At 70.5% G+C, this 24,417-nt stretch carries 23 protein-coding genes; 5 read left to right on the top strand and 18 right to left on the bottom strand.

The genetic code is table 11. The annotated features are described in order from the left end of the window. Positions 1–22 precede the first annotated feature (22 nt). Positions 23–2,878, top strand: a complete 2,856-nt coding sequence (locus KBZ12_RS05170) for a cation-transporting P-type ATPase (protein ID WP_254956786.1) — start codon at positions 23–25, stop codon at positions 2,876–2,878. Here KBZ12_RS05170 and hypE read toward each other — a convergent pair. From hypE to KBZ12_RS05095, 15 genes are all read right to left on the bottom strand, one after another. Beyond that, positions 2,847–3,878 carry a hydrogenase expression/formation protein HypE gene (gene hypE, locus KBZ12_RS05165; protein WP_254956785.1) on the bottom strand — a complete coding sequence of 344 codons (1,032 nt, stop codon included), beginning with the start codon at positions 3,876–3,878 and terminating at the stop codon, positions 2,847–2,849. The genes KBZ12_RS05170 and hypE overlap by 32 nt on opposite strands. Next, positions 3,871–4,989, bottom strand: coding sequence for a hydrogenase formation protein HypD (gene hypD, locus KBZ12_RS05160; RefSeq protein WP_254956783.1), 1,119 nt, complete (start codon positions 4,987–4,989; stop codon positions 3,871–3,873). Before hypD ends, hypE begins: the two co-directional genes overlap by 8 nt. Next, complete coding sequence (locus KBZ12_RS05155; RefSeq protein ID WP_254956781.1) at positions 4,986–6,020, bottom strand: dihydroorotate dehydrogenase-like protein; 1,035 nt, start codon at positions 6,018–6,020, stop codon at positions 4,986–4,988. Before KBZ12_RS05155 ends, hypD begins: the two co-directional genes overlap by 4 nt. After that, entirely contained in the window at positions 6,017–9,619 is a 3,603-nt protein-coding gene (gene nifJ / locus KBZ12_RS05150; protein ID WP_254956779.1) for a pyruvate:ferredoxin (flavodoxin) oxidoreductase, read from the bottom strand. The genes KBZ12_RS05155 and nifJ overlap by 4 nt, the downstream gene beginning before the upstream one ends. Then, complete coding sequence (locus tag KBZ12_RS05145) at positions 9,616–9,867, bottom strand: HypC/HybG/HupF family hydrogenase formation chaperone (RefSeq protein WP_254956777.1); 252 nt, start codon at positions 9,865–9,867, stop codon at positions 9,616–9,618. Before KBZ12_RS05145 ends, nifJ begins: the two co-directional genes overlap by 4 nt. A 25-nt stretch (positions 9,868–9,892) precedes the next feature. Then, positions 9,893–12,376 (bottom strand): carbamoyltransferase HypF, encoded by a 2,484-nt coding sequence (gene hypF, locus KBZ12_RS05140; protein ID WP_254956775.1) that lies wholly within the window; start codon positions 12,374–12,376, stop codon positions 9,893–9,895. Beyond that, positions 12,373–13,113 (bottom strand): hydrogenase nickel incorporation protein HypB, encoded by a 741-nt coding sequence (gene hypB / locus KBZ12_RS05135; RefSeq protein ID WP_254956966.1) that lies wholly within the window; start codon positions 13,111–13,113, stop codon positions 12,373–12,375. The genes hypF and hypB overlap by 4 nt, the downstream gene beginning before the upstream one ends. 121 nt (positions 13,114–13,234) lie before the next feature. Then, a complete protein-coding gene (locus KBZ12_RS05130) occupies positions 13,235–14,086 on the bottom strand; it encodes an outer membrane protein (protein WP_254956773.1) in 852 nt (283 codons plus the stop codon). A gap of 514 nt (positions 14,087–14,600) precedes the next feature. Next, on the bottom strand, positions 14,601–14,924 hold the full coding sequence (locus KBZ12_RS05125) for a hydrogenase maturation nickel metallochaperone HypA (RefSeq protein ID WP_254956965.1): 324 nt from the start codon (positions 14,922–14,924) through the stop codon (positions 14,601–14,603). A 10-nt stretch (positions 14,925–14,934) separates the two neighbouring features. Then, on the bottom strand, positions 14,935–15,384 hold the full coding sequence (locus tag KBZ12_RS05120) for a hydrogenase maturation protease (RefSeq protein ID WP_254956771.1): 450 nt from the start codon (positions 15,382–15,384) through the stop codon (positions 14,935–14,937). Further along, positions 15,381–16,823: a Ni/Fe hydrogenase subunit alpha gene (locus KBZ12_RS05115; RefSeq protein WP_254956769.1), complete on the bottom strand. Its 1,443-nt coding sequence runs from the start codon at positions 16,821–16,823 to the stop codon at positions 15,381–15,383. The genes KBZ12_RS05120 and KBZ12_RS05115 overlap by 4 nt, the downstream gene beginning before the upstream one ends. A gap of 10 nt (positions 16,824–16,833) precedes the next feature. Then, complete coding sequence (locus KBZ12_RS05110) at positions 16,834–17,412, bottom strand: oxidoreductase (RefSeq protein WP_254956767.1); 579 nt, start codon at positions 17,410–17,412, stop codon at positions 16,834–16,836. Positions 17,413–17,423: 11 nt separating this feature from the next. After that, the gene (gene hoxU / locus KBZ12_RS05105) at positions 17,424–18,143 is read right to left on the bottom strand and encodes a bidirectional hydrogenase complex protein HoxU (protein ID WP_254956765.1); all 720 of its coding nucleotides are present in this window, start codon (positions 18,141–18,143) and stop codon (positions 17,424–17,426) included. Continuing rightward, positions 18,143–19,753, bottom strand: coding sequence for a NuoF family protein (locus KBZ12_RS05100; protein ID WP_254956764.1), 1,611 nt, complete (start codon positions 19,751–19,753; stop codon positions 18,143–18,145). The genes hoxU and KBZ12_RS05100 overlap by 1 nt, the downstream gene beginning before the upstream one ends. Before the next feature lie 135 nt (positions 19,754–19,888). Then, complete coding sequence (locus KBZ12_RS05095) at positions 19,889–20,392, bottom strand: NAD(P)H-dependent oxidoreductase subunit E (RefSeq protein WP_254956763.1); 504 nt, start codon at positions 20,390–20,392, stop codon at positions 19,889–19,891. A 140-nt stretch (positions 20,393–20,532) separates the two neighbouring features. Here KBZ12_RS05095 and KBZ12_RS05090 point away from each other — a divergent pair, with 140 nt between their 5' ends. From KBZ12_RS05090 to KBZ12_RS05075, 4 genes are all read left to right on the top strand, one after another. Beyond that, complete coding sequence (locus KBZ12_RS05090; RefSeq protein ID WP_254956762.1) at positions 20,533–20,676, top strand: hypothetical protein; 144 nt, start codon at positions 20,533–20,535, stop codon at positions 20,674–20,676. A gap of 448 nt (positions 20,677–21,124) precedes the next feature. Continuing rightward, positions 21,125–21,865 carry a PAS domain-containing protein gene (locus tag KBZ12_RS05085; RefSeq protein ID WP_254956761.1) on the top strand — a complete coding sequence of 247 codons (741 nt, stop codon included), beginning with the start codon at positions 21,125–21,127 and terminating at the stop codon, positions 21,863–21,865. 6 nt (positions 21,866–21,871) lie between these two features. Further along, on the top strand, positions 21,872–22,423 hold the full coding sequence (locus tag KBZ12_RS05080) for a GGDEF domain-containing protein (RefSeq protein WP_254956964.1): 552 nt from the start codon (positions 21,872–21,874) through the stop codon (positions 22,421–22,423). Positions 22,424–22,524: 101 nt separating this feature from the next. Then, on the top strand, positions 22,525–22,986 hold the full coding sequence (locus KBZ12_RS05075) for a VOC family protein (RefSeq protein WP_254956760.1): 462 nt from the start codon (positions 22,525–22,527) through the stop codon (positions 22,984–22,986). A 24-nt stretch (positions 22,987–23,010) separates the two neighbouring features. Here the strand turns inward: KBZ12_RS05075 and KBZ12_RS05070 are convergent, their stop codons facing one another. The 3 genes from KBZ12_RS05070 to KBZ12_RS05060 all read right to left on the bottom strand — a co-directional run bounded on the left by KBZ12_RS05070 (position 23,011) and on the right by KBZ12_RS05060 (position 23,991). Continuing rightward, positions 23,011–23,253, bottom strand: a complete 243-nt coding sequence (locus KBZ12_RS05070) for a Nif11-like leader peptide family natural product precursor (protein ID WP_254956758.1) — start codon at positions 23,251–23,253, stop codon at positions 23,011–23,013. A gap of 78 nt (positions 23,254–23,331) precedes the next feature. Further along, a complete protein-coding gene (locus KBZ12_RS05065; RefSeq protein ID WP_254956757.1) occupies positions 23,332–23,676 on the bottom strand; it encodes a hypothetical protein in 345 nt (114 codons plus the stop codon). A gap of 15 nt (positions 23,677–23,691) precedes the next feature. Then, positions 23,692–23,991, bottom strand: a complete 300-nt coding sequence (locus KBZ12_RS05060; protein ID WP_254956756.1) for an MTH1187 family thiamine-binding protein — start codon at positions 23,989–23,991, stop codon at positions 23,692–23,694. Positions 23,992–24,417: the final 426 nt, after the last annotated feature.

The raw sequence follows: 24,417 nt of genomic DNA, 5'->3' as shown, positions 1-24,417 counted from the left end.
TCGTGGCCCCCGCTGCCGATCCGTGCGTCTCGCCGCGTCCCAGCCGATCTGGTCGCTGCCCCTGGAGGAGGTCCATCAGGCCCTGCAGACCTCAGCGCAGGGCCTGAGCAGCGACGAGGCCGAACGACGCCTGGCGCAGTTCGGCCCCAACCGCCTCCCGCCCGCGAAGCGCCGCCCCCTGGCCCTGCGCTTCCTGGACCAGATGGTCCACTTCATGGCCCTGCTGCTGTGGATCGCCGGAGGCCTGGCCTTCGCCGCCGGTACCCCCCAGCTGGGCTGGGCCATCTGGGCGGTGGTCCTGATCAATGGCGTCTTCTCCTTCTGGCAGGAATTTCAGGCCGAGCGCACCCTGGCCGCCCTCACCCGAGCCCTGCCCAGCCAGGTGCAGGTCTGGCGCGACGGGCAACTGGGCTTTCTGCCGGCGGAGGACCTGGTGGCGGGCGATCGGGTTCGGCTTGAGGAGGGGGATCGGGTCCCGGCCGACTGTCGGGTGAGCATCGCCCACGCGCTCTACCTCGATCTCTCCGTGCTCACCGGCGAGTCCCTGCCGGTGGCACGCCGGAGTGACGCCCTTGAAGGCGCCCAACAGCAGGCGAAGGTCAGCACCAGTGAGCGGGCCAACCTGGTGATGGCCGGCAGCACGGTGGCCTCAGGACGGGGGGAGGCGTTCGTCTACGCCACGGGCGCTGAGACCGAATTCGGACAGGTGGCGCGGCTGGCGGCCGGCACCAGCCGCGCCACCAGCACCCTGGAGGTGCAGGTCAGCAAAATCGTCCACACGATCTGCACCATCGCCGTGACCATGGGCGTGGTCGCCTTCGGCCTCAGCGTCCTGCTGGTGGGGATGGCCCCGCTGGAGAGCGTGGTGTTCGCCACGGGGATCATCGTGGCCAACGTCCCTGAAGGGCTGCTGCCCACCGTGACCCTGGCCCTGGCCATGGCGGTGCAGCGCATGGCGAGCCGCAAGGCCCTGGTCCGCCGCCTGTCGGCGGTGGAGGCCCTGGGTTCGGTGAGTGTGATCTGCTCCGACAAGACGGGCACGCTCACGGGCAACCGCATGGCGGTGGAGAGCACCTGGCTGCCCTTACCCGAAGAGGGGCTGGAGCGGCTGTTGTTACGCGCCGCCTCCCTGTGCTCCAACGCCCGTCTCGAGGCCGCGGTGGCTGGGGCCGGTGGAGCCGCCAAACCGTGGCTGGGGGTTGGGGATCCCACCGAAACGGCGATGCTGGTGGCCGCCGCTGAGGCTGGTCTGGTGCCGGAGGCGTTGCCGGGCCGCCATCCAAGGCTTCGGGAGATCCCCTTCGATTCCGTGCGCCGCCGCATGACCGTGCTGGTGGACTGGAGCGACCAGGCCGACGATCTGCCGATCGCCACGGGGGGCACCCTGCTGATCACCAAGGGGGCCCCCCTGGAGGTTCTGGCGCACTGCAGCAGCTGGCTGTCCTCCGGTGGCGACGCGCCCTTGCCCGCCGAACTGCGCCAGCAGGTGGTGACAGCCAACGATGGGCTGGCCGCCCGAGGCTTCCGCGTCATTGCCGTGGCGCTGCGCCGCGGCGACGACCAGTCGACCACGGTGCCGAGCGATGACCTGGAAAGCGGGCAGATGTTCCTCGGCCTGCTGGGCCTGTACGACCCACCACGGCCGGAGGTGCCGGACGCGATTCGGCAGTGCCGCGAAGCCGGCATCAAGGTGACGATGGTCACCGGCGACTACGGCCTCACGGCCCAGGCGATCGCCCAGCAGATCGGTCTGCTCGACCCGCCCCGAACGTCGGGCCGATCGACAGCCCATCAGCAGGCCAGCGCCGACCCGGTGCGGGTGATCGAGGGCTCCACCCTGGCCCAGATCAGCGACGTGCAGCTGCGCCAGTTGCTCAAGTACCGCCGCCGGCTGGTGTTCGCCCGCATGGCGCCGGAGCAGAAGCTGCGCCTGGTGCAGGCCTACCGCGCCCTCGGCGAGGTGGTGGCCGTCACCGGCGATGGCGTCAACGATGCGCCGGCCCTGCGCGCCGCCGATGTCGGGCTGGCGATGGGGATCAGCGGCACGGATGTGGCCCGTGAGGCCGCCGACATCGTGCTGCTCGACGACAACTTCGCCACGATCGTGCAGGCCGTCCGTTACGGCCGCTCGGTGGTGACCAACATCGGCCGCTTCATCACCTACGTGCTGGCCTCGAACGTGCCGGAGGTGCTGCCCTTCCTGGCGATGGTGATCGCCGGGATTCCCGCCGCCCTCACGGTGCTGCAGATCCTGGCCGTCGACCTGGGCACCGACCTGCTGCCGGCCCTCGGCCTGGGGGCCGACCCCCCCGAGCCGGGGGTGATGCGCCTGCCCCCGCGCCCCAAGGGCCTGCCGCTGCTCAACCGGGCCGTGATGGTGCGGGCCTATCTGGTGCTGGGGCTGGTGGAGGGTCTGATGGCCATGGCGGGATACCTGCTGACCTGGCGTGCCAACGGCGTGGGCTGGAGCCAGCTGCGCGTCCTGGCCCCCCAGCTGTTGCACCACACCGCTGACGCCGGCGTGGTGGCGATCCAGCAGCAGGCCACCACCGTCACCTTCTGCCTGATCGTGGCCGCCCAGATGGGCACCCTGCTGGCCTGCCGCAGTGAACGCCGTCCGGCCTGGGCGATGCTCGGCATCCCCAATCCGATGCTCTGGCTGGGTTGGATCAGTGAACCGCTGCTGGCGAGTGCCCTGGTGCTGCTGGCTCCGGTGGCGGCCCTGTTTGGAATGGCTCCGTTCCCGATGGCCTGGCTGGGGCCGATGGCCCTGGCCCCGGTGCTGGTGATCCTGGTGGATGCCCTCGACAAACGCTGGCGGCACGCAGGACAGGCGCTGCCGCCGTTCAGCAGATCCGTGGCAGCAGTTCCCCGCTGAGGGGCACCAGCACCCGCTCGCTGCCGAAGGGGGTGCGCAGCAGCACCCGGCCCCGGGGAGGGCCGACGCCTGAGCCTGCCGCCGCCACCCGGCCGATCCAGGTCCCCCCCGCCGGCGCCAGCACGGCCAGGGCCCGCTGCCGATCCGCCTCGGGCACCACCGCCAGGAAGCGTCCCTCGTTGGCCAGGTGCAGCGGATCGAAGCCCAGCAGCTCACAGGTGCGCCGCACCGGCTCCGCCACCGGCAGGCACGCTTCCTCAATCTGCAGTTCCAGGGCGTTGGGGGCCGCCAGTTCCTGCAGGGCACTGGCCAGGCCGCCCCGGGTGAGATCCCGCAGGCAGTGGAGCCGCACCCCCGCGGCCAGCAACGCCTCCACCGCGGGCCACAGGGGCATGCAGTCGCTGGCCAGGGGGGGCTGCAGATCCAGGCCATGGCGGGCGGCCAGGATCGCCACCCCGTGGCGGCCCAGATCGCCGCTCACCAGCAGCTGATCACCGGGAACGATCGCCAGCGGATCGATCGGCTCGTCCACCTCCAGCAGGCCGATGCCGCTGGTGTTGAGGAAGGCCCCATCCCCCTTGCCCCGCTCCACCACCTTGGTGTCGCCGGTGACGATGGTCACTCCGCAGCACCGGGCCGCCTCCACCAGCGACGAGACGATTCGGCGCAGCAGGGCCAGCTCCAGCCCCTCCTCCAGGATCAGGCCCAGGCTCAGCACCAAAGGCCTCGCGCCCGCCATGGCCAGGTCGTTGGCGGTGCCCGTCACCGCCAGGGTGCCGATGTCGCCCCCCTCGAATTCCAGGGGGTGCACCACGTAGCTGTCGGTGGTGAAGGCGAGCCGGCCGTGGGGCAGGGACAGGCGGGCGGCATCGTGCAGCACCTGGTCGGGGTCGGCATAGAGACGGCGCAGTTCGGCGTCGATCAGCTGCTGCATCAGGGTGCCGCCGCCGCCGTGGGCCAGCTGGATCCGGGCGGTGGCAGGCGGGGCGGGCTCAGCCACGGCGGCCGTAACGGTGGTAGGCGGCGCAGGCCCCCTCCGAGGACACCATCGGCGCCCCCAGCGGATGCTCGGGGGTGCAGGCGGTCCCGAAGGCCGGGCAGTCCATGGGCCGGGCACGCCCCTGCAGGATGGCGCCACTGATGCAGACCCCCTGCGCCTCCACCCCGGCCTCAGGCCCACCGGGCAGGTTGCTGAAGCGGGCCCCGGCCTCCAGGTCGCGGAACGGCGCGCTCAGCCCCAGGCCACCGCCGGGGATGACGCCGAAGCCCCGCCAGGGGCGGTCCACCGGCTCGAACACCGAGTCCAGCAGGGCCCGTGCCGCCGGATTGCCCTGCTGGCGCACCACCCGGCCGTAGGCATTCGCCACCCGGGCCTCGCCCCGCTCCAGCTGGCGCACGCAGGCCACCAGGCCCCGCATCAGATCCAGGGGCTCGAAACCGCTCACCACCACCGGCACCCGGTGCCGGTCGGCCAGCTGCTCCAGCTCCGTGGTGCCCATCACGGCACACACGTGCCCCGCCGCCAGGAAGCCCTGCACCTGGTTGTCCTCGGCGGTGAGGATCGCCGCCATGGCGGGGGGGACCCGCACATGGGCCGCCAGCAGGGAAAGGTTGGCCAGACCCGCGGCCATCGCCTGGCGCACCAGCAGGGCCGTGGCCGGGGCCGTGGTCTCGAAGCCGACCGCCAGGAACACCACCTGGCGCTCCGGGTGGCGCCGGGCCAGGGCCAGGGCCTCGAGGGGGGAGGTGAGCAGGCGCACGTCGCCCCCCTCGGCCCGCACCCCCAGCAGATCCCCCGGCCCGTCATCGGCGGCACTGCCCGGCACCCGCAGCATGTCGCCGTAGGAGCAGAGGATCACCTCGGGCCGGCGGGCCAGGGCCCGGGCGGCATCGATGGTGGCGGCGGGCGTGACGCAGACCGGACAGCCGGGGCCGTGGATCAGCCGCAGCCCTGGGGGCAGCAGCTGGTCGAGCCCCCAGCGCACGAAGGCGTGGGTCTGGCCGCCGCACACCTCCATCAGGGTCCAGGGGCGGGTGGTGATCGCCGCCAGCTCGGCCGCCAGCTCCCGCACGGCGGCCACCTCCGCCGTCGCCACCAGCGGAGCACTCACCAGGGACCCGGCGCCGCCGCGGCATCGGCGGGCAGGAAGGTCTGGACGGCGCGCATGTACTGGGAGCGTTCGTACTCGCTCGGATCGGGGCAGCGCTGCTGACTCATGCAGCCGATCAGCTCCCGGGCGGTGGCGTGCTCATGCTCCAGCAGCCACTGGCTCAGCTCCTCCTCCAGCCCCGCCAGCCGGCCGGGCCCGTGGCGCAGCAGGGCCGCCACCACCTGGGTGATGGCGGCGCCGGCCATCAGCAGCCGCACCACGTCGGTGCCGCGGTGCACGCCGCCGGTGGCCGCCAGATCCAGCGGGTGGCGGCCGTGCACCAGGGCGATCCAGCGCAGGGGCAGCCGCAGGTCGTGGGGGGTGGACAGCAGCAGGTTGGGCCGCACCTCCAGTTCCTCGATGTCGATGTCGGGCTGGTAAAAGCGGTTGAACAGCACCAGGCCATCGGCCCCTACGGCGGCCAGCCGCTTGGCCATGGCGCCGAAGTTGGTGAAGAAAGGGCTCAGCTTCACCGCCAGGGGCAGCGACACCTCGGCGCGCACCTCGGCGACGATCTCCAGCACCTGGTTCTCGATCGCCGCGCTGGAGAGATCCGGATCGGTGGGGACGGAATAGATGTTCAGCTCCAGGGCGCTGGCACCGGCCGCCTCCATCCGCCGCGCCGCCTGCACCCACTGGCCGGGGTGGGCGCCGTTGAGGCTGGCGATCACCGGCACCGACAGGCGGGAGCGGGCCTGCTCGAGGTGGCGCAGGTAGAGGTCGTGGCCCACGTGGAAGATCGAGGGCTCGGGGAAGTAGCTGAGCGCCTCGCCGTAGCTGTCGGCCCCCTGCAGGGTCACCCGGTGCAGCTCCAGCTGGTCGCGCTCGATCTGCTCCTCGAACAGCGAATGCAGGACCACGGCGGCGGCCCCGGCCTCCTCCAGCCGCAGCAGCTGGTCGATGTCCTCGCTCAGGGGCGCCGCGGCCCCCACCACCAGCGGGCTGCGCAGCTCCAGGCCCAGGTAGGTGACGGACAGATCGGGACGGATCATGCCGGTGCCTCGCTCGGCGATGGGGCCGGGGTGCCGGCGAGGGCCTGATAGATCGCCCAGCGCCGGGCCACCTCCAGCTCCGCCTGGCGGGCCAGGGCCCGGGCCCGCTCCGGCTGGCTGAAGGAGAGCATGCGGAAGCGGTTCTCCGTGGCCATCGCCTCGGCCAGGGGCCGCTTCTGACCCCGGCTGTCGATCTGCAGCGGGTGCTCGCCCCGTTCGGTGCGGCGCGGGTCGTAGCGGTAGAGCAGCCAGCGGCCGGAATCCACCGCCGCCTTCTGCTGCTCCATCCCCCGGGCCATGTCGATGCCGTGGGCGATGCAGTGGGAGTAGGCCAGGATCAGCGACGGCCCCGGGTAGCTCTCCGCCTCCAGGAACGCCCGCACCGTGTGCTCGTCGCGGGCCCCCATGGCGACGCTGGCCACATAGACCGTGCCGTAGCTCATCATCATCAACCCGAGATCCTTCTTGGGGGCGGCCTTGCCGCCGGCGGCGTACTTGGCCACCGCCGCCCGGGGCGTGGCCTTCGACATCTGGCCGCCGGTGTTGGAGTACACCTCGGTGTCGAGCACCAGGGCATTGACGTCCCGGCCGCTGGCCAGCACGTGATCGAGGCCGCCGAAGCCGATGTCGTAGGCCCAGCCGTCGCCCCCCACCAGCCAGACGCTCTTCTTGACCAGGGCATCGGCCATATCCAGCAGGCGGGAGGCCTCGGCGGTCTCCGGTGCCACGGCGTGCAGCAGGCGCTTGAGCTCCTCCACCCGCTGGCGCTGGGCGACGATGCCGGCCTCGTCGTGCTGGTCGGCGTCACGGATCGCCGCCACCAGGGCCGAGGGAAGCAGGGGGTCGGACCGCTCCGGCGCCGGCCCCAGCCGCTCCAGCAGTTCGAGGGCCATCTGGCGCTGCTGGTCGATGGCCACGCGCATGCCCAGGCCGAATTCGGCGTTGTCCTCGAACAGGGAATTGCTCCAGGCCGGGCCGCGCCCCTCGGCGTTGGTGCTCCAGGGGGTGGTGGGCAGGTTGCCGCCGTAGATGGAAGAGCAGCCCGTGGCGTTGGCCACCAGCATGCGGTCGCCGAACAGCTGGCTGGCCAACTTGAGGTAGGGCGTTTCGCCGCAGCCGCCGCAGGCGCCGGAGAACTCGAACAGGGGCTGCTGCAGCTGCTGCTGACCGATCTTGTGCAGGTTGAGGTCGCCGCGGGCCATCTCGGGCAGCCCCAGGAAGTAGTCCCAGTGCCCCCGGGCCTGCTCCCGCAGGGGGCGTTGGGGGGCCATGTTGATCGCCTTGCGTTTCGGCTCGGTGCGGTCGCGGGCCGGGCAGACCTCCACGCACAGGGCGCAGCCGGTGCAGTCCTCGACGGCCACCTGGATCGTGAAGCTGCGGCCCTTGAAGTCGGGATCCCGGGCCGGGGCCTGGCGGAATCCCTCCGGTGCGCCCACCAGAGCCTCCGGCGCCACCGCCTTGGCCCGGATCACCGCGTGCGGGCACACCATGACGCACTTGCCGCACTGCACGCACAGGTCGCTCTCCCAGACCGGCACTGTTTCGGCGATGTTGCGCTTCTCCCACTGGGCCGTGCCGGTGGGCCAGGTGCCGTCGCAGGGCAGGGCGCTGACCGGCAGGGCATCGCCGCGCCGCTCCAGCAGCGGCCCGATCACCTCCCGCACGAACAGCGGCGCGTCAGCGAGCCGGTCGGCCACAGGCGGCGCGACCGGGAGATCGTCTTCCGCCGGGAGCCGGCTCCAGTCGAGCGGCTGCAGGTTGTCGAGGGTGGCGTCGAGGGCGCGCAGGTTCATGGCCACCACCGCCTCCCCCTTGCGGCCGTAGGTCTTGCGCAGGGAGACGCGGATCTGCTCGATCGCCTCCTGGCGCGGCAGCACGCCGCTGACGGCGAAGAAGCAGGCCTGCATCACCGTGTTGATGTGGTTGCCCATGCCGGCCTCCCTGGCCACCCGGTAGGCGTTGATCAGCCACACCGACAGGCCCCGCTCGCGGATGCCGCAGCGCAGCGACGCCGGCATCCGCCGCCAGCTCTCCTCAATCGGGAAGGGGCTGTTGAGCAGCAACACCCCACCGGCGTCCAGGCCGGCCAGCAGGTCGAAGCGGTCGACGAAATCCCACTGGTGGCAGGCCACCAGGGTGGGGCGCTCGATCAGGTAGGGGGCGCGGATCGGCCGGGGGCCGAAGCGCAGGTGCGACACCGTGACCGAGCCTGATTTCTTGGAGTCGTAGACGAAGTAGGCCTGGGCGAACAGGTCGGTCTGCTCGCCGATGATCTTGATCGTGGCCTTGTTGCCCCCCACGGTGCCGTCCGAGCCCAGGCCGTAGAACACGGCGCGCACCTCATCGGCCCCATCGACATGGAAGTCGGCAGCGACGGGCAGCGAGCGATGGGTGACGTCGTCGTCGATGCCGACCGTGAAGTGGTTGCGGGGCTGCGGCAGCAGCAGGTTGTCGAACACCGCCTTGACCATCGCCGGGGTGAACTCCTTGGAGGAGAGGCCGTAACGGCCGCCCACCACCTGGGGCAGGGGGCGGTCGCCGTGGCAGGGGCGCCACTCCTCACTGAGGGCGGCCACCGCATCGAGGTAGAGGGGTTCACCGCCGGCCCCAGGCTCCTTGCAGCGATCAAGCACCGCCAGGGATTGCACCGTCGGCGGCAGGGCGGCGGCGAACAGCGATGCCACGAAGGGGCGGAACAGGCGCACCTTGAGCACCCCCACCCTTTCGCCGGCGGCGTTCAGGGCCAGCGCCGACTCCTCGGCGGTCTCGCAGCCGGATCCCATCAGCACCACCACCCGCTCGGCATCGGCGGCGCCCACGTACTCGTAGGGCCCGTAATGGCGGCCGGTGAGGCCGGCGAACTGCTCCATCGCCTCCAGCAGGTGGCCGGGAAGGGCGTCGTAGAAACGGTTCACCGACTCCCGCGCCTGGAAGTAGACATCCGGGTTCTGGGCCGTGCCCCGCAGCACCGGGTGGTCGGGGGAGAGGGCCCGCTGGCGGTGGGCCGCCACCGCCTGCATCGGCATCAGGGCGTGGAGCACCGCGTCGTCGATGGGCTCGATCTTCTGGATCTCGTGGGAGGTGCGGAAGCCGTCGAACATGTGCAGGAACGGCAGCCGCCCCAGCAGGCTCGCCCGGGTGGCGATGGCGGCGAAGTCGCCCGCCTCCTGCACCGAAGCGGAGCAGAGGATCACGCAGCCCGTGCCGCGGCAGGCCATCACGTCGCTGTGGTCGCCGAAGATCGAGAGCCCCTGGGCCGCCAGGGAGCGGGCCGCCACGTGCAGCACGGCGGGCGTCAGCTCGCCGGCCAGCTTGTAGAGGTTGGGCACCATCAGCAGCAGCCCCTGGGAGGCCGTGAAGGTGGTGGTCAGCACCCCCGCCTGCAGGGCGCCGTGGACGGTGCCGGCGGCGCCGGCCTCGCTCTGCAGCTCCACCACCGCCGGCACCGTGCCCCAGAGGTTGGGGCGGCCTTCGGTGTTCCAGGCGTCGGCCCACTCACCCATCGGCGAGGCGGGGGTGATCGGGTAGATGGCGATCGCCTCGTTGAGGCGATAAGCCACCAGGGCCACGGCCTCGTTGCCATCGACGGTGATGGTCATGCGGGGTCGTCCTCGACAAGGCTGAGGGCCAGGCCCACGTGCACCAGCACCCGATCGCCCACGGTCGCCTCGGGCAGGCAGGCCAGACTCACCTGCTGGCGCACCCCGCCGAAATCCACCTCGGCCATGCGCCAGAGTCCGTCGTCGTCGGCGTCATCGGTGGCGGGCGCGGCCCCGCTCGGCTCAGACGCTCCCGGCGGCGGCTGGACCCGGATCGAGAGGATGCGAGCCGGCACGGCCAGGCACATGGGGAGGGTTCGGCTCGGGGGCACTTCACCCGGTTGTAGGCGCGCCGGCCCGATCTGCCCACGGACCGCCCACCGCCCAGACCTGCCCCAGGGCCAGCCCACCGTCGCTGCAGGGCACGACCTCCGGCCAGAACGGCCGCAGGCCCCTGGAGCGCAGCGCCGCGATCGCGGCCTCCAGCAGCAGCCGGTTCTGGAAACAGCCCCCCGCCAGGGCCACCGGCAGCCCAGCACCGCCGGCCGTGGCGGGGGGCGCCATCGCCCCAGCGGCGAGAGCGACCGTGGCGGCCAGGGCCTCCGCCAGGGTGTGGTGGAACCGGGCGGCGCAGAGGGCCGGCGGCGTACCGACGGCGATCGCCGCCAGCAGCGCGTCCAGCAACGGTTCCCAGTCGAGCCAGCCCAGGCTGGGCCCAGCGGCAGCAGCGCCCGCCGCGACGGCCCCGGGCGGCAGCAGGGGGAGGGACCAGCGCCCAGTCTCCGGGGGTGCGGCGGCGGCGGCCCCCTCCAGCCGCAGCCCCCCCTCGCCCTCGTAGCTCTGCACCTGCACCAGGTCCAGCAGGGAGGCAACCGCATCGAACAGCCGGCCCATGCCGGTGCTCAGGGGGCTGTTGCAGCCGCTGGCGATGGCCTGCAGCAGCAGGCGGCGCTCGCCTGCCGCGAAGGCGGCCAGGTTGTGGCGGGCCCCGGGGTGGTCCAGGGCCCAGGAGCCGGCGGCGGCCAACAGTCCCAGGGCCGCCCGGCGGGGTTCCGCCATGGCCCGCTCCCCGCCCGGCAGCGGAAAGGGCCGCAGGGCCACCAGTCGCTGGCAGGGGGGGGCGCCGGGCCCGCCCAGCAGCAACAGCTCACCGCCCCACAGCTGGGGGCCGCCCTCGCCCCCCGGGGCGTAGCCGAGCCCATCCCAGGTGACGGCCAGCAACGGCAACGGCAGCCCGTGCTCGGCCAGCACGGCCAGGCCGTGGGCCCGGTGGTGCTGCACCGTTCGCCGTGGCCACGGCTGGTCGGCGGCGAGCTGGTGGCTGAGGTAGCCGGGGTGGGCATCGCAGGCGATCCGCGTCAGCCGCCCGCCCCAGCGCCGCTCGATCGCCGCCAGACCATCGGCCAACCGCGACAGCAGGCGGCCCTCGGCCAGATCCCCCAGGTGGGGGGCCAGCCACAGCCGCCCGTCCAGCGCCAGGGCCGGCGCACTCTTGAGATCCCCGCCAAGGGCCAGCACGCCATCGGGCGCCCCTCCAGGACCCGCCGCCAGCACCAGGGGCTCCGGGGCGTAGCCCCTGGCACGGCGCAGCAGGGCCGGCCGGCCATCGATCAGCTGCAGCACCGAATCGTCCAGGGGCCGGGCGATGGCGCGGTCGTGCACCAGAAAGACATCGGCGATGGGGCCGCCGGCGCCGCCCCCCAGCCGCTCCAGGGCCTCGAGGGGATCGGTGCAGAGCGGCTCACCGCAGGGGTTGCCGCTGGTGGCCACCAGCGGCCGGCCGAAGGCGTGCGCCAGCAGGTGGTGCAAGGGCGAGGCCGGCAGCATCGCCCCCAGGGAGGGGCTGCCCGGGGCCACGCCCGGCAGGGCTTCGGTGGCGGCCAGGCGTCGCCGCAGCAACACGATCGGGGCGGCGGGTTCCTCCATAGCCCGCCACTCAGCGGCATCGATAACGCAGAAGGGAGCGAGGGCCTCGGGCTCGGCCACCAGCAGGGCGAAGGGCTTGGCGGGCCGTCGCTTGCGCCGCCGCAGTCGGGCCACCGCTGCGGCGTTGGTGGCATCCACCAGCAGCTGGAAGCCTCCCACCCCCTGAAGGGCCAGGATCTCCCCAGCGGCGAGACGGCCGCAGCAGGCCCTGATCAAAGCTGCCAAGCTGCTGTCGCCGCCTGGACCCAGCAGGGGCACACCGGCACCATCCCAGAGGGCCAGCCGGGGCCCGCACACCGGGCAGGCGATCGTCTCGGCGTGGAAGCGGCGATCGGCCGGATTCTCGAACTCGCGGCGACAGGCGGGGCAGAGCGGGAACAGAGCCAGGCTGGTGTGGGCCCGGGCCCAGGGCTCGGCGGTGGCGATGCTGAAGCGAGGGCCGCAGTCGCAGCAACTGATGAAGGGATAGCCGAAGCGGCGATCGGCGGGATCGGCCAGTTCGGCCAGGCAGGCGCTGCAGGGGGCCCGATCGGCCACCAGGGCCGTTGCCACCAGGTCGATGCCGAGGCGCTCCGCCCCCCCGTCCAGGATCCGGACCCCCACCGGGAGCGCCCCGGACGCCCCCCCCGGGGCCGGCAGCCACAGCGGATCCAACCGCTCCAGCCGGGCCCCGGGGGGCAACTGGAGCGGCAGGCGCCGCAGGAAGGCCTCCAGGGCAGGGCGTTCCCCCTCCAGCTGCAGCAGCACCACACCGGGGCCGTTCTGCACCTCTCCGCTGAGGTGCAGGTCGGCGGCCAGCCGGTGCACCAGGGGCCGGAAGCCCACCCCCTGCACCACCCCGCGGCATTCCAGCTGCAGCCTGGCCCGGCCGGCCATGGGTGGTCGGCTCACCCGGCGACGGCCACCCGCTCCAGGCCCAGGGCCACCAGCAGCGCGGCCATGCCCTCACCGGTGCGGGCGGAGACCTCCACGATCCGGGCCTGGGGGGCCACCCGGGCCACGTTGCGGCGAGCCTGGGGAGCATCGAAGCCACAGGCCCCAGCCAGGTCGCCCTTGCTGATCACCACCACATCAGCGGAATGGAAGGTGGCCGGGTACTTGAGGGGCTTGTCCTCCCCTTCGGTGACCGACAGCAGCACCACCCGCAGGCTTTCGCCCAGGTCGAAGGCGGCCGGGCAGACCAGATTGCCCACGTTCTCGATCACCAGCAGCTCCAGGCCAGCCAGGGGATGGCCGAGGTGGTCGAGGTCGTGGAGAGCCCGGTGCACCATCGCCGCTTCCAGGTGGCAGGCCTGGCCGGTGGTGATCTGCAGGGCCGGCACCCCGGCAGAGCGCAGGCGACGGGCGTCGTTGTCGGTGGCCAGATCGCCGACGATCACCGCCATCGGATGGCGCACCGCCGCCGAAGACGGGGCCAGCTCCAGGGCCAGCCGCTCCAGCAGGGCGGTCTTGCCGGAGCCGGGGGAAGAGAGCAGGTTGATCACCCGGACGCCTGCAGCGGAGAAATGCTCCCGGTTGGCCGCCGCCTGGGCCTCGTTGTGCACCAGCAGGCGCTGGCCCAGCTCCAGGTGCCGGGGTACTTCGGTGGTGGCGGCCACCGGTTGGCCGCAATCGCAGTCGACACACATCGCAGGATCGACCCCCAGACAGGAGAGCGGCACGGAAAAGCCCCGCCGGGGCCCGGCCTTGCCCGAAGGCTAGGCACGGAGCTCCGACGGGGCCGGCAGGGCCACCGGGGCCATCCCGTGATCACCAGAGGCCACGGATCGGCGCGGGGGCCGGTTCGGGCTGGAAGATCGGCGCAGGGGCCGGTGCGGGCTGGATGATGGGTTCCGGTGCGGGAGCCGTGGCAGCCGCCACCGGGCGGGCACCGAAGCGGTAGCGGAAGCCGATCTTGCCGCCGAAGCTGTTAAAAGCGTCGAAGGTCAGGTTCTCGGAGGAATAGCCGCCAGCACCTTGATAAACGCCCTCAAGGTAGACATCGGAGTTGTAGCTCATGGCGTAGCTGACGCCCACCTTGGCCTGCCAGCCGAACAGCCCCTTGTTGACGCTGTTGGTGGGGAAGCCATTCAGACTGAAACTCGGGGTGCTCAGGTTGGTATACCCGATGCCACCGCCGATGTAGGGCGTCCAGCGGCTGTTGGTCTCGATGTCGTAGTAGAGGCTGGCCAACACATCACTCTTGTTGATGATGCCGGAGACGTTGTTGGTGAAGGGCACGATGCCGAAGGCACCGAAGCCGATCGGGTTGGCGGAACCAACGGCGTTGAGGCTGGCCCGGCTGTAGCCGTAGGTGAGCTCGGCGCGCAGGGCGCCGAAGTCGTAACCAACGCCGACATCTCCGGAGAACCCACCGCCCAGATCAAGCTTGGTGGAGTTGTTGTTGCCGAAGTTGTACAGCAGAGGGGTGAAGAACGGTGAAACCAGCGTGCCGTTGCTGTTGACCGTCTGGTCACTGGGGGTCTGGGCGCCGGCACCGATGGTGAGGTACCAGCCCTGGGCGGAATAGACCTCCTTCACCACGGGCTGCGGGTAGGTCTGGGCGATGAGGGTGACCTCAGGCGCGACCTGGGGAGCCAGGCTTGCGCTGGGGGCTGCCACTGTCGGCGTGGTCTCCAGGGCCGGAACCGCCGCGACGGAACTCTCACTGGGGACGGCTTCAACGTTCCCGGGAAGACTTGCGGACGTTTCCAAAGTCACAGGATTCGTCACTGGCTCGGCGCGTTCGCCAGCAGTCCTGACCTCCGCCATTGCGGGACCACCAAGCAGGAGGCCGCCCGTTGCGGCGATTCCTACACCGCGGAGAAAAGTCCGATGGAATGTCCTTGTGAAATTCCTCGTAAAAAAAGTCATGGGGGTTGCGTTCCTCTCACTCATTCATGAATAAACCCACGCCATGGAGGAATTGACAGGCCATGGACAGCATCAGGCCTGGCACAGAGTGGGGGAAAAAAGAAAACTTGCACAAGATTACGTTTCACCCCTGAATCCTTCGCTAATTGGACCTTAGACATATAATAAAAAGAACTTTTTCCGGTCCTGGTCGGGATATCCGCCAACCAGGGGCGCTACCTCCCCAGCGCCCGCCAGGCCTGCCAGGCCCCCAGTGGCCGGCTCAGTCGAGCTCCAGGGAGGCCAGCTGCAGTTCCCGGCCCCGCAGCAACTCCCGGCTGATGCGGCCGCAACGCGGGCAATCGCAGCAGCCATCGCGCGCCAGGAACGGCTGCTCGCAGGCGGCACAGAAACACTCGGCAGGAACCGCCTCGATCTCCAGCCGGGAGCCGGCGGCGATCGTGCCCGCCATCACCACCGTGTGGGCCAGGCGCAGGGCTTCGATCTCCACCCCCGCCAGGCTGCCCACCCGCAGGGTGATCGCCGCGATGCGGCGGGCGCCGTGCAGGGCGGCCTGCTCCAGAACCTGCTCCCGCACGGCATCCATCAGGCTCAACTCATGCATAGGGCGCCGCCCCCTCCCCCAACCAACCCCGCAGCAGCCTCCGCGCCTCGGGCAGCTGGCGCCGCAGCTGCGGCGAGAAGCGATCGCCCCAGGAGAAGTCGAAGGCCGGCACCAGCAGCTCGTGGGCCGGCACGCAGCGGCCGAACAGCTGTTCGGCCAGGGCCAGTAACCGAGCGGGCGCCACCCGGTGCGTGTCCCGCTCCCAGCCGCCTGAGGCCACCAGGGGCCGCAGCAGGCAGGGGCTCCGGGGCGGCGCCAGCCAGGCATCGACGATCAGCAGGCGATCGGCGGCGGCCACCGCCTCGGCCAGCTCGGGGGTGAGCTGGTGGCGCTGCAGCCCCAGGCCCTCCACCAGGTGCCAGCCCACCCCGTCATCGCCCCGCAGGGGGTTGCCGATGCCGATCAGCAGCGCGCCTCCGGTGCCGACGCCGGCGCCGCTCATCCCCGCAGGCGCTCGGCCAGCACCGTGCCATCGGCGGCCAGCAGCTGCAGGCGCAGGGGCATCTGGCCGGCGGCATGGGTGGAGCAGGAGAGGCAGGGGTCGAAGCAGCGGATGCCCGCCTCCACCCGGTTGAGCATCGCCTCGGGGATCTCGGCGCCGGCGGGCACCGGATCGGGGATGTACTCCCGGGCGATCTGGTGCACGGTGCGGTTCATCGCCAGGTTGTTCTGGCCGGTGGCGATGATCAGGTTGACGCTGGTGAGCAGCCCGTCGTCATCCACCTTGTAGTGGTGGAAGAGGGTGCCCCGGGGCGCCTCGCTCACCCCCACCGCCTCGTTGCGGTTGAGGGAGGCCCGCAGCCGGATGCGGCCGTGCATCAGGTCGGGGTCGGCCACCAGGATCTCGATCGCCTCCAGGCAGGCCACGATCTCCACCAGCCGCGCGTGGTGGTAGGCGAAGCTCGAGGTGACGGGCTGGCCGCTGCGCTGGCGCAGCTCCGCCAGCTCCCGGTCGGCCCAGGGGGTGCCGATGCTGTCGCAGACGTTGAGCCGCGCCAGGGGGCCCACCCGGTAGATGCCGTCCGGGTAGCCCAGGGGTTTGTAGTAGGGGAACTTGAGGTAGCTCCAGGGTTCCACCGCCTCACCGAGGAAATCGGCGTAGTCGTCCTCGCTGAGCTGGTCGGCCACGATCGCCCCGGTGGCATCCCGGAAACGGATGCGCCCCTCGATGTGCTCCCAGAGCCCGTTGGGGGTCACCAGACCCATGAACAGGCTGGGGAAATCGCCGAAGACCCGCTGCTCCTTCTGCAGGGGGCCATCGAGGAGCTTCTTGTAGAGCTCCAGCGCCAGGGTGACGGTGGCGCGGGCCTCGGGCAGGCGATCCAGGATCCAGTCCCTGGCCTCCTGGCTCAGGGGGGAGCGCACGCCCCCGGGCACCGCCCAGGCGGAGTGGATCTTGCGGCCGCCCAGGAGCTCCAGGATCTGCTGGCCGAACTGGCGCAGGCGGATGCCGGCCCGGGCCAGGTCGGGGTCGGCGGCCATCAGGCCGAAGACGTTGCGCTTGGCCGGATCGCTCTCCCAGCCCAGCAGGAAATCGGGGCTGCTGAGATGAAAGAAGGAAAGGGCATGCGACTGGGTGAGCTGGGCCAGGTTGAGCAGGCGCCGCAGCTTGTCGGCCGCCGGGGGGATCGAAAGGGCCAGCAGCTTGTCGCCGGTCTTGGCGGCCGCCAGCAGGTGGCTCACCGGGCAGATGCCGCAGATGCGGGCCGTGATGCCGGCCATCTCGGTGAAGGGCCGGCCCTCGCAGAATTTTTCGAAGCCCCGGTACTCCACCACGTGGAAGCGGGTGTCGGTGAGGTGGCCGGCGTCGTCGAGGTGGAGGGTGATCTTGGCGTGGCCCTCGATGCGGGTGACCGGATCGATGATGACGGTGCGGGTCATGGCGTTGTCCTCATCCGAAGCGCAGCATGGCGGCCCCTTCCATCGCCGGCCGATCGCCGGCCAGCAACGGGGTGATCGCCTCGCGGATGCGCTCGGCGGAGGGGGGGCAGCCCGGGAGGAAAAGATCCACCGGAATCACCTCATGCAGGGGCAGCACCCTGGGCAGCAGTTCGGGCACGATGCCGGGGGCGAAGGGCAGCTGGCCCGTGGCATCGGCCAGCTCCAGGTAGCCGCGCTCCAGCACCGCTTTGGCGCCGTCGTGGCCGCCATCGAGCAGGTTGCGCAGGCCGGGGACGTTGGCGGTCACGGCGCAGTCGCCGAAGGAGATCACCAGGGCGGTGCGCTGGCGCAGTTGCAGGGCCAGCTCCAGGTTGTCGACATTGGCCACCGCCCCCTCCACCAGGGCGATGTCGACGTTCTCGGGGTAGATCTTGACGTCGCTGCCGACCGGCGAGAACACCACATCCACCTTCTCGGCCAGGTCGAAGAGGAACTCATCGAGATCCAGGAACGACATGTGGCAGCCGGAGCAGCCCGCCAGCCAGACGGTGGCGAGGCGGAGCTTGGCGGCGGCGGGGGAGGGGGTCATGGGGTGGGGGGTCACTGGTTGTGCCAGCGGTGCTGGTCGCGGGCGCTGCGCAGCAGGGCGGGCAGGCTGGCGTCAGGCTGCTTCTCGGCGGTGGTGTCGGTGTTGCGGAACAGGGCGCCGGTGGGGCACACCTCGACGCACTTGCCGCAGGAGGTGCAGGCCTGCACCTGGCCCCAGGGTTCATCGAGCCCGGCAACGATGTGGCACTGGCCGCCGCGGCTGCCGATGTCCCACACGTGGGCCCCCTCGATCTCATCGCACACCCGCACGCAGCGGGTGCAGAGAATGCAGCGGTTGTGGTCGAGGGTGAACTGGGGGTGGGAGGCATCCACCGGCCGCTGGGGGTACTGGTAGGGGAAGCGGGAGTGGTCCATGCCCACGGTCACGGCCATGTCCTGCAGCTCGCAGTGGGTGTTGGCGACGCAGACGGCGCAGACGTGGTTGCCCTCGGCGAAGAACAGCTCCACCGTCATGCGCCGGTACTCCTTCAGCCGGGGCGTGTGGGTGTGCACCACCATCCCCTCGGCGGCGGCGGTGCTGCAGGCGGGCAGCAGCTTGGTCGACCCCTCCACCTCCACCAGGCACAGCCGGCAGGAGGACACGGGGTTGAGGCCATCGAGGTGGCACAGGGTGGGGACATCGGCCGCGGCGGCCCGGGTGGCCTCCAGCAGGCTGGCGCCCGCCGGCACCGCCACGTCCTGGCCGTTGACGTTGAGGGTGACGACGGCCATCAGCGGACCCTCCCGGTGGCGACGCAGCCCGAAGGTTCCCGGCAGGCGGCCTCGTATTCATGGCGGAACCAGCGCAGGGTGCTGAGGACCGGATTGGGGGCCGACTGGCCCAGGCCGCAGAGGCTGGTGACCTTGACCATCTGGCAGAGGGCATCGAGGCGTTCCATGTCGGCGGAGGTGGCGCGGCGCTCCACGAAGCGATCGAGCAGCTGGGCCAGCTGCACGGTGCCGGCGCGGCAGGGCACGCACTTGCCGCAGCTCTCGTTGACGCTGAAACCCATGAAGTGGCGCGCCACCTCCGGCATGGAGGTGCTCTGCCCCATCACCACCATGCCGCCGGAGCCCATCATCGAACCGAGCTCCACCAGGCTTTCGTAGTCGACGGGGGTGTCGAGCCGTTCCGCCGGGATGCAGCCCCCCGAGGGCCCCCCGGTCTGCACCGCCTTGATCGGGGAGCCATCGGGCACCCCGCCCCCGATCAGCTCCACCACGGTGCGCAGGGAGGTGCCCATCGGCACCTCCACCAGGCCGGTGTTGACCACCGCCCCGGAGAGGGCGAACACCTTGGTGCCCTTGCTGTGGGCGGTGCCCATGGCGGCGTACCAGTCGCCGCCCTGGCGCAGGATCGCCGGCACGGCGGTGAAGGTCTCGACGTTGTTGATCAGGGTGGGCGCCCCCCAGAGGCCCGACTGGGCCGGAAAGGGCGGGCGGGGCTGGGGCATGCCCCGCTGACCCTGGATCGAGAGCAGCAGGGCCGTCTCCTCGCCGCAGACGTAGGCGCCGGCCCCCACCCGCACCTCCAGGCGCAGGTTGAAGCTGGTGCCGTGGATGTGGTTGCCCAGCAGGTGCCGGCTGCGGGCCTGCTGCAGGGCCAGCCGCAGCCGTTCGATCGCCAGGGGGTACTCCGCCCGCACATAAACAAAGCCCCGCTCGGCGCCGACGGCGTAGGCGGCGATCGCCATCCCCTCGATCAGCCGGTGCGGATCGCTCTCCAGCACGCTGCGGTCCATGAAGGCGCCCGGGTCCCCCTCGTCGGCGTTGCAGACCACGTAGCGGGGGCCGGGGGGCTGGAGGGCCACCGTGTCCCACTTCAGGCCCGTCGGATAACCGGCGCCACCACGGCCGCGCAGGCCGCTGCGGCGTACTTCGTCGCGCACCTGCTCGGGGCTGAGCTCCTGCAGAACACGCTGCAGCTGGGCGTAGGTGCCGAAGGCGATCGCGTCGTCGATGGATTCGGGATCCACCTGACCGCAGCCCTCGAGCACCACGGGCCGCTGCAGGGCGAAGAAGGGGGCCTCCAGATCGAGCCGATGGGCCGCCAGGGGGTCGCCGCTGCCGGGGGCAGGGCTGCTGGGGAGGGCGGCGGCGATCAGGGCCCCGGCCTGCTCCGGTGCCATGCCGCCGAAGAGCTGGGTGGGGCCGGGCCCGTCGCAGGCCACCAGGGGGCCGCTGCCGCACAGGCGCAGGCAACCCACCGGCTTGATCGTCAGCTGGGAGGGATCGAGGCCGGCGGCGTCACGGGCACCCTCCAGGGCGTTGCGCAGGGCCTGGCTGCCGGCGGAACGGCAGCCACTGGCATCACAGCAGCGCACCTGCACAGGGGAGGGCATGGTGAACCGGGAGCGCCTCTCCTTTTGCTAGCCAGGAAATGGCCGGGGCGCCGTTCATGTCGGCGTGGCCAGGGCTTTGGCAATGCTGTCCAGGATGGAGCTGGCCCTGAACCAATCCCGCGAGCTGGGCGCCGATCAGGTGGTGGTGCGCTGAGGCAGGCCGGCGGCCTCCAGCCGGGCGTCCAGCGCCTCGGGCTGATCCACCGGCAGCCGCGTCATGAGCTCCCCATCCACCACCAGCACCGGCGCCTGGCCGCAGGCCCCCAGGCAGCTGACGTGCTGCAGGGCCCAGACGCCATCGCCCGCCGGATCGTCCAGGCGCACCCCCAGCCGCTGCTCGATGCGGGCCGCCACCTGGGCGCCCCCCTTCACGTAGCAGGCGGTGCCGAGGCAGACGGCACAGCGATGGGCGGTGGGGGGCTCGAGCCGGAACAGGTGGTAGAAGCTGGCCACCCCATGGACGCGGCTCAACGGCAGCCGCATCCCGGTGGCCACATCCCGCAGCGACTCCGGCGCCAGATAGCCGTGGAGCTCCTGCACCTGATGGAGAACCTCGATGAGCGCATCCGCCCGGGCTCCGTGTCGACGGATCACCTGGGCGATGCGCGGGTCGGTGCTGGCTGCGGCCGAAGGGGTCATGCCGTTGTTCTCCCACCGTCCCTTGCTAGCCAAAGCCCACGCCATGGTCAGCAGAGAGCAGCAGCAATGCGGCCGGACTCTCTGTAGCCAGCGAACTGGACGCTACCTATTACCATCTGCTGCATGTGGGCGCCCACGCCATGAATCTCCTGCTTCAGGCCCAGTTAGCGGCCATGGCGTTGAGTTTTGTTTTGCTGTTCCCAACATCAGCCCTGGCGTGCGAAAAGCACATCAACGGCCATCAGCGCAGCTCCGACACCAACGCGGAAGCCTCCAACCGATAACTCGCCACCACCGGGGTGGTGGCATGGGCCTCCTGGTGATTGGTTGTCCCCTTCGTCAGTCCGGATCATTTGACTCCAGCCCAACCTCGCGATCACCAACGAATCGTCGTCTCGGCTGTTGCTCTGATCGCGCTCTTTCTGGTGGATCTGGTTCTAACCAGAACCATGGGAATCACCCTGTTCCAGTACCACTAGATCCCTGTGGTTCTGGCGGCCTCGTTCGCGACGCCGCGCCAGGTGGTCTGGTTCACGAGTCTGGCCATCGTGCTGACCGTCATCTGGTCGCTTCAGGCACCCCGGGTCTCGACGCTGGAGCTGATGCTGCGGCTGGTCGGCCTGATCGGCATGGCCTGGGTGTCGATGCATCTGGCCCGGGAGCTTCAAGCCAAGGAGCGCAGCAATCGGGAGTTCAAGGAGCACTACCAGTTGCTGGCCGAAAACGCCCCGGATGTGGTCCGCGGAGGAGCGCACCAAGGCGGCCCTGGCGGCCTCGGAGGAGCAGCTGCGCCTGACGATGGAGAACGCCTCGACCGGCATCGCCCTGCTCGACGCCCAGGGCCATTTCCTCTCCATCAACCCCACCGGCCGCGGGCTGCTCGACCAGGATCATGTTGATCTTGTGGGCCTGACCTGGCAGGCGTTCTCACCGGCGGAGGACCAGGCCCGCGAAAGCCCGTTGATGGAGGAGCTCCTGGGCGGCCGGCTTCCTTGCTATCGGTTGCGCAAGCGCATTCTCCACAAGGCCGGCAGCTCCATCTGGGTGGATGGCAGCGTGTCCTGCTCCCGCCATGCCGACGGCAGCACAGCCTTCGTGATCGCCCAGTTCAATGACGTCACCGAGATGGTGCAGGCCGAAGCCGCCCTGGCCACCTCGGAAGAGCGCTACAGGCTCCTGGCGGAGAACTCCAGCAATGTGGTGCTGCTCATCCAGGACGGGCTGATCAGCTGGATCTCCCCCTCGCTCACCGGCATGCTGGGTTGGCAGCCGAAGGACTGGATCGGCCATCCCCTCAGTCGCTTCATCCCCGCTGACGAGCATCCCGCCCTGGAGCGCGACCTCCACGCCCTGGCCGACGACCGCAGCCATCGCTGGGTGGAACTGCATGCCAGCCCCCACCGGGATCTCGATGGACACCTCAATGGCATCGTCGGATCGTTCCGGACCGTGGATCAGGAGGTGGCCGCCTAGCGGGAGCTGGCCCGCCGCGCCTGCACCGACGAACTGACCGGCCTGGTGAACCGCCACGAGGCCCTCGAGCAGATCACCGCCATCGCCGGCCGCGTGCTGCGCCATGGCGACGCCTCCGCCGTGCTGTTCTGTGACCTCGACAACTTCAAGGAGATCAACGACACCTTCGGCCATTTGGCGGGCGACGAACTGCTCCGGACCGTGGCCGCCAGGATCCGCATGGGCCTGCGCAGTGGCGACATGGCCGCCCGCATCGGAGGCGACGAGCTGATGGTGATGCTTCAGGGGGTGCGGAGCCTGGGTGATGCGGTGACCATCGCCGAAAAGCTGCGTCGGGCCGTGGCCCAACCGATCCCCACCAGTGCCGGCGACCTGTCGATCACCCTGAGCATCGGCGTCACCATGGTCGAACCGGGCGAAAGCCCCGACGCGATCATCTCCAGGGCCGATCGCGCCATGTACCGGGCCAAGCAGACCGGGCGCAACCGGGTGCTGGCCTTTAACGAAGAGAGCGACGGGGTCGAAGCGCGGAACGTCTCCTGGCAGCCCGTGCTCTGAGGGGTTCGGGCCGTTGGTCGGCGCTGCCATGCAACGGCCCGCGACGATCCACAGCCGCCCATCCCTGGCCGCCACGAAAGCAGGAAGGATGGGCCCCGTCCTTGCCCCGCGAGCCCGTGCCACCGGCCCTGCCTGAAGAGAACGCTGAGCCGACCGTCATGACCATCGTGGCGATCGATCATGTTGTGCTGCGCTGCAGGGATCTGGAGCGCATGGAGCGCTTCTACCTCGACGTGCTGGGATGCACCGTGGCACGACGCAACGAAGCACTCGGCCTGATCCACCTCCGGGCTGGCAACAGCCTGATCGATCTGGCGGCCGTCAACGGGGAACTGGGTCGTCGGGGAGGTGCGGAGCCGGCGGCGGAAGGCCACAACCTCGATCACATTTGCCTGCGGATCGAACCCTTTGACGAAGAGGCCTTGCGGGCCCATCTCCGCCGCCACGGCCTTGAGGCCGGCCCCCTCCATCACACCTATGGAGCCGAGGGTGTCGGCCCGGCCCTCTACTTGGACGATCCGGAGGGGAACAGCCTCGAACTCAAGGGCCCACCCCAGGGCTGAAACGGCCACCGGAATGGGCGGTTTTCAGCCACGCCAGGTGGGCTGCCCCCCGGGTTCCAGGGTGCCGCGACGGCGCCAGAGTGCGGCCGGACTCACCTCGATGCCATGCTGGCGGGCCAGATCAGCTGCTGCCTGGGGAGTTTCAGAGGTTTGCAAGGCATCGGCGAACACCGGATCACGCTGAGCCAGATCCTTGACGCGATGGAGAGCGTCCGTGGCATTGGGCTGAGCATGGGTACTTGTGCTGGATCGTTCACAGGTTGTCATCGGATCTTCCCTTCTTCTGATTCAGCCTAATCAGAATAAAATGCTCCCAAGATGAGTGAAAACACCCATCCCATCGCCTCACGACGTCCGGAAATAGGCGGCCCCCTTGCCGCTGCTGGCGGCCGTCCCGTAGATCGTTGCAGAAGGAAAGTATTCGGCCTCCAGCTGTACCGTGCCGGCCACATCGTCTCCGGCCGTTTCAGCAATGAACTGCAGGGTGAGGTCGATGCCGGACGCGATGCCGGCCGCCGTCCAGATGGCCCCATCCCGGGTGAAGCGCTCCTCCACCACCTCCACATCACCGAGAGCCCGCAGGCGCCCCAGGGAGGCCCAGTGGGTGGTGGCGTCGAGTTCCTCCACCCCCGGGAACAGCACGATTCCGAAGGTTCCGGTCCGCTCTCCGGTGGACGCCCACAGGTGCAAGGCAGGCTCCAAGTGTCACCCCAGCAGCGCCTGCACGCTGGCCAGCTTGTCGTCGAGGCTCTGGTCGCGGTCGTTGCGGGTGTTGATCGTCACGGTGGTGAAGATCCGCGGGCAGCCCATCGCGTGCACCGCGACATGGCAGGCCTCGATCGCGGCCATCACGGGCGCCCACTCCCCCTCGATACCGGTGCCGTTGGGGTGCAGCCGGATCGTGAGCCCGGCCTGCTGCAGCACCCGCTCACAGGTGGCCACATAGGGCGCCAGGCTGACGCCCACGCCGATCGGCACCACGCAGAGATCAACGATCACCTTCATGGCGAGGGACGGGCAGGGGGCCCATCCTCACCAGGTGCCGATGCTGAACAGCAACTGCAACAGCGCAAATCCAGCCAGGCAGGTGGCGGCCAGTAGCGGAGCGACATGAACCAACTTCGGTATCCCACGATGGCTTCGGTCTAGTCCTGGTGGTGTTCCAGGGAAAGGTCGTGGAACCGGTGCGTATGGAGAGCCACAGACACAGTTGGAGATGAACTTTTGTCCTGACTGGCGTGCGTCGTAGCCAGCCTTTCGCCATGGGGGCAGGGGGACTTGAACCCCCACAGCCTTGCGGCCTGCATGGCGTCCCCTGAAGTGGTGTAAATCCCCCGGCACCCCCACCCCGGCGTAGCCGGGGTGGGCCGCGCACCTCAGGCCGATCGGCTTAGCGGCTGGCGTTGCAAGGGGTGGGCAGGCCCGTTTCCC

Source organism: Cyanobium sp. Cruz CV13-4-11, from assembly GCF_024346055.1.
GTDB lineage: Bacteria > Cyanobacteriota > Cyanobacteriia > PCC-6307 > Cyanobiaceae > Cyanobium.
The sequence above is the reverse complement of the archived record's forward strand: the minus strand, read 5'-3'. Positions and strand labels throughout refer to the sequence as shown.

Bases quoted from the DNA above. Each gene is read 5' to 3' on its own strand.
- KBZ12_RS05155 (WP_254956781.1), bottom strand. From the start codon at position 6,020: ATGATCCGTCCCGATCTGTCCGTCACCTACCTGGGCCTGGAGCTGCGC.
- nifJ (WP_254956779.1), bottom strand. From the start codon at position 9,619: ATGACCATCACCGTCGATGGCAACGAGGCCGTGGCCCTGGTGGCTTAT.
- KBZ12_RS05145 (WP_254956777.1), bottom strand. From the start codon at position 9,867: ATGTGCCTGGCCGTGCCGGCTCGCATCCTCTCGATCCGGGTCCAGCCG.
- hypB (WP_254956966.1), bottom strand. From the start codon at position 13,113: ATGTGTGTCGACTGCGATTGCGGCCAACCGGTGGCCGCCACCACCGAA.
- KBZ12_RS05125 (WP_254956965.1), bottom strand. From the start codon at position 14,924: ATGGATGCCGTGCGGGAGCAGGTTCTGGAGCAGGCCGCCCTGCACGGC.
- KBZ12_RS05120 (WP_254956771.1), bottom strand. From the start codon at position 15,384: ATGAGCGGCGCCGGCGTCGGCACCGGAGGCGCGCTGCTGATCGGCATC.
- KBZ12_RS05115 (WP_254956769.1), bottom strand. From the start codon at position 16,823: ATGACCCGCACCGTCATCATCGATCCGGTCACCCGCATCGAGGGCCAC.
- KBZ12_RS05110 (WP_254956767.1), bottom strand. From the start codon at position 17,412: ATGACCCCCTCCCCCGCCGCCGCCAAGCTCCGCCTCGCCACCGTCTGG.
- hoxU (WP_254956765.1), bottom strand. From the start codon at position 18,143: ATGGCCGTCGTCACCCTCAACGTCAACGGCCAGGACGTGGCGGTGCCG.
- KBZ12_RS05100 (WP_254956764.1), bottom strand. From the start codon at position 19,753: ATGCCCTCCCCTGTGCAGGTGCGCTGCTGTGATGCCAGTGGCTGCCGT.
- KBZ12_RS05095 (WP_254956763.1), bottom strand. From the start codon at position 20,392: ATGACCCCTTCGGCCGCAGCCAGCACCGACCCGCGCATCGCCCAGGTG.
- KBZ12_RS05090 (WP_254956762.1), top strand. From the start codon at position 20,533: ATGAATCTCCTGCTTCAGGCCCAGTTAGCGGCCATGGCGTTGAGTTTT.
- KBZ12_RS05085 (WP_254956761.1), top strand. From the start codon at position 21,125: ATGTGGTCCGCGGAGGAGCGCACCAAGGCGGCCCTGGCGGCCTCGGAG.
- KBZ12_RS05070 (WP_254956758.1), bottom strand. From the start codon at position 23,253: ATGACAACCTGTGAACGATCCAGCACAAGTACCCATGCTCAGCCCAAT.
- KBZ12_RS05060 (WP_254956756.1), bottom strand. From the start codon at position 23,991: ATGAAGGTGATCGTTGATCTCTGCGTGGTGCCGATCGGCGTGGGCGTC.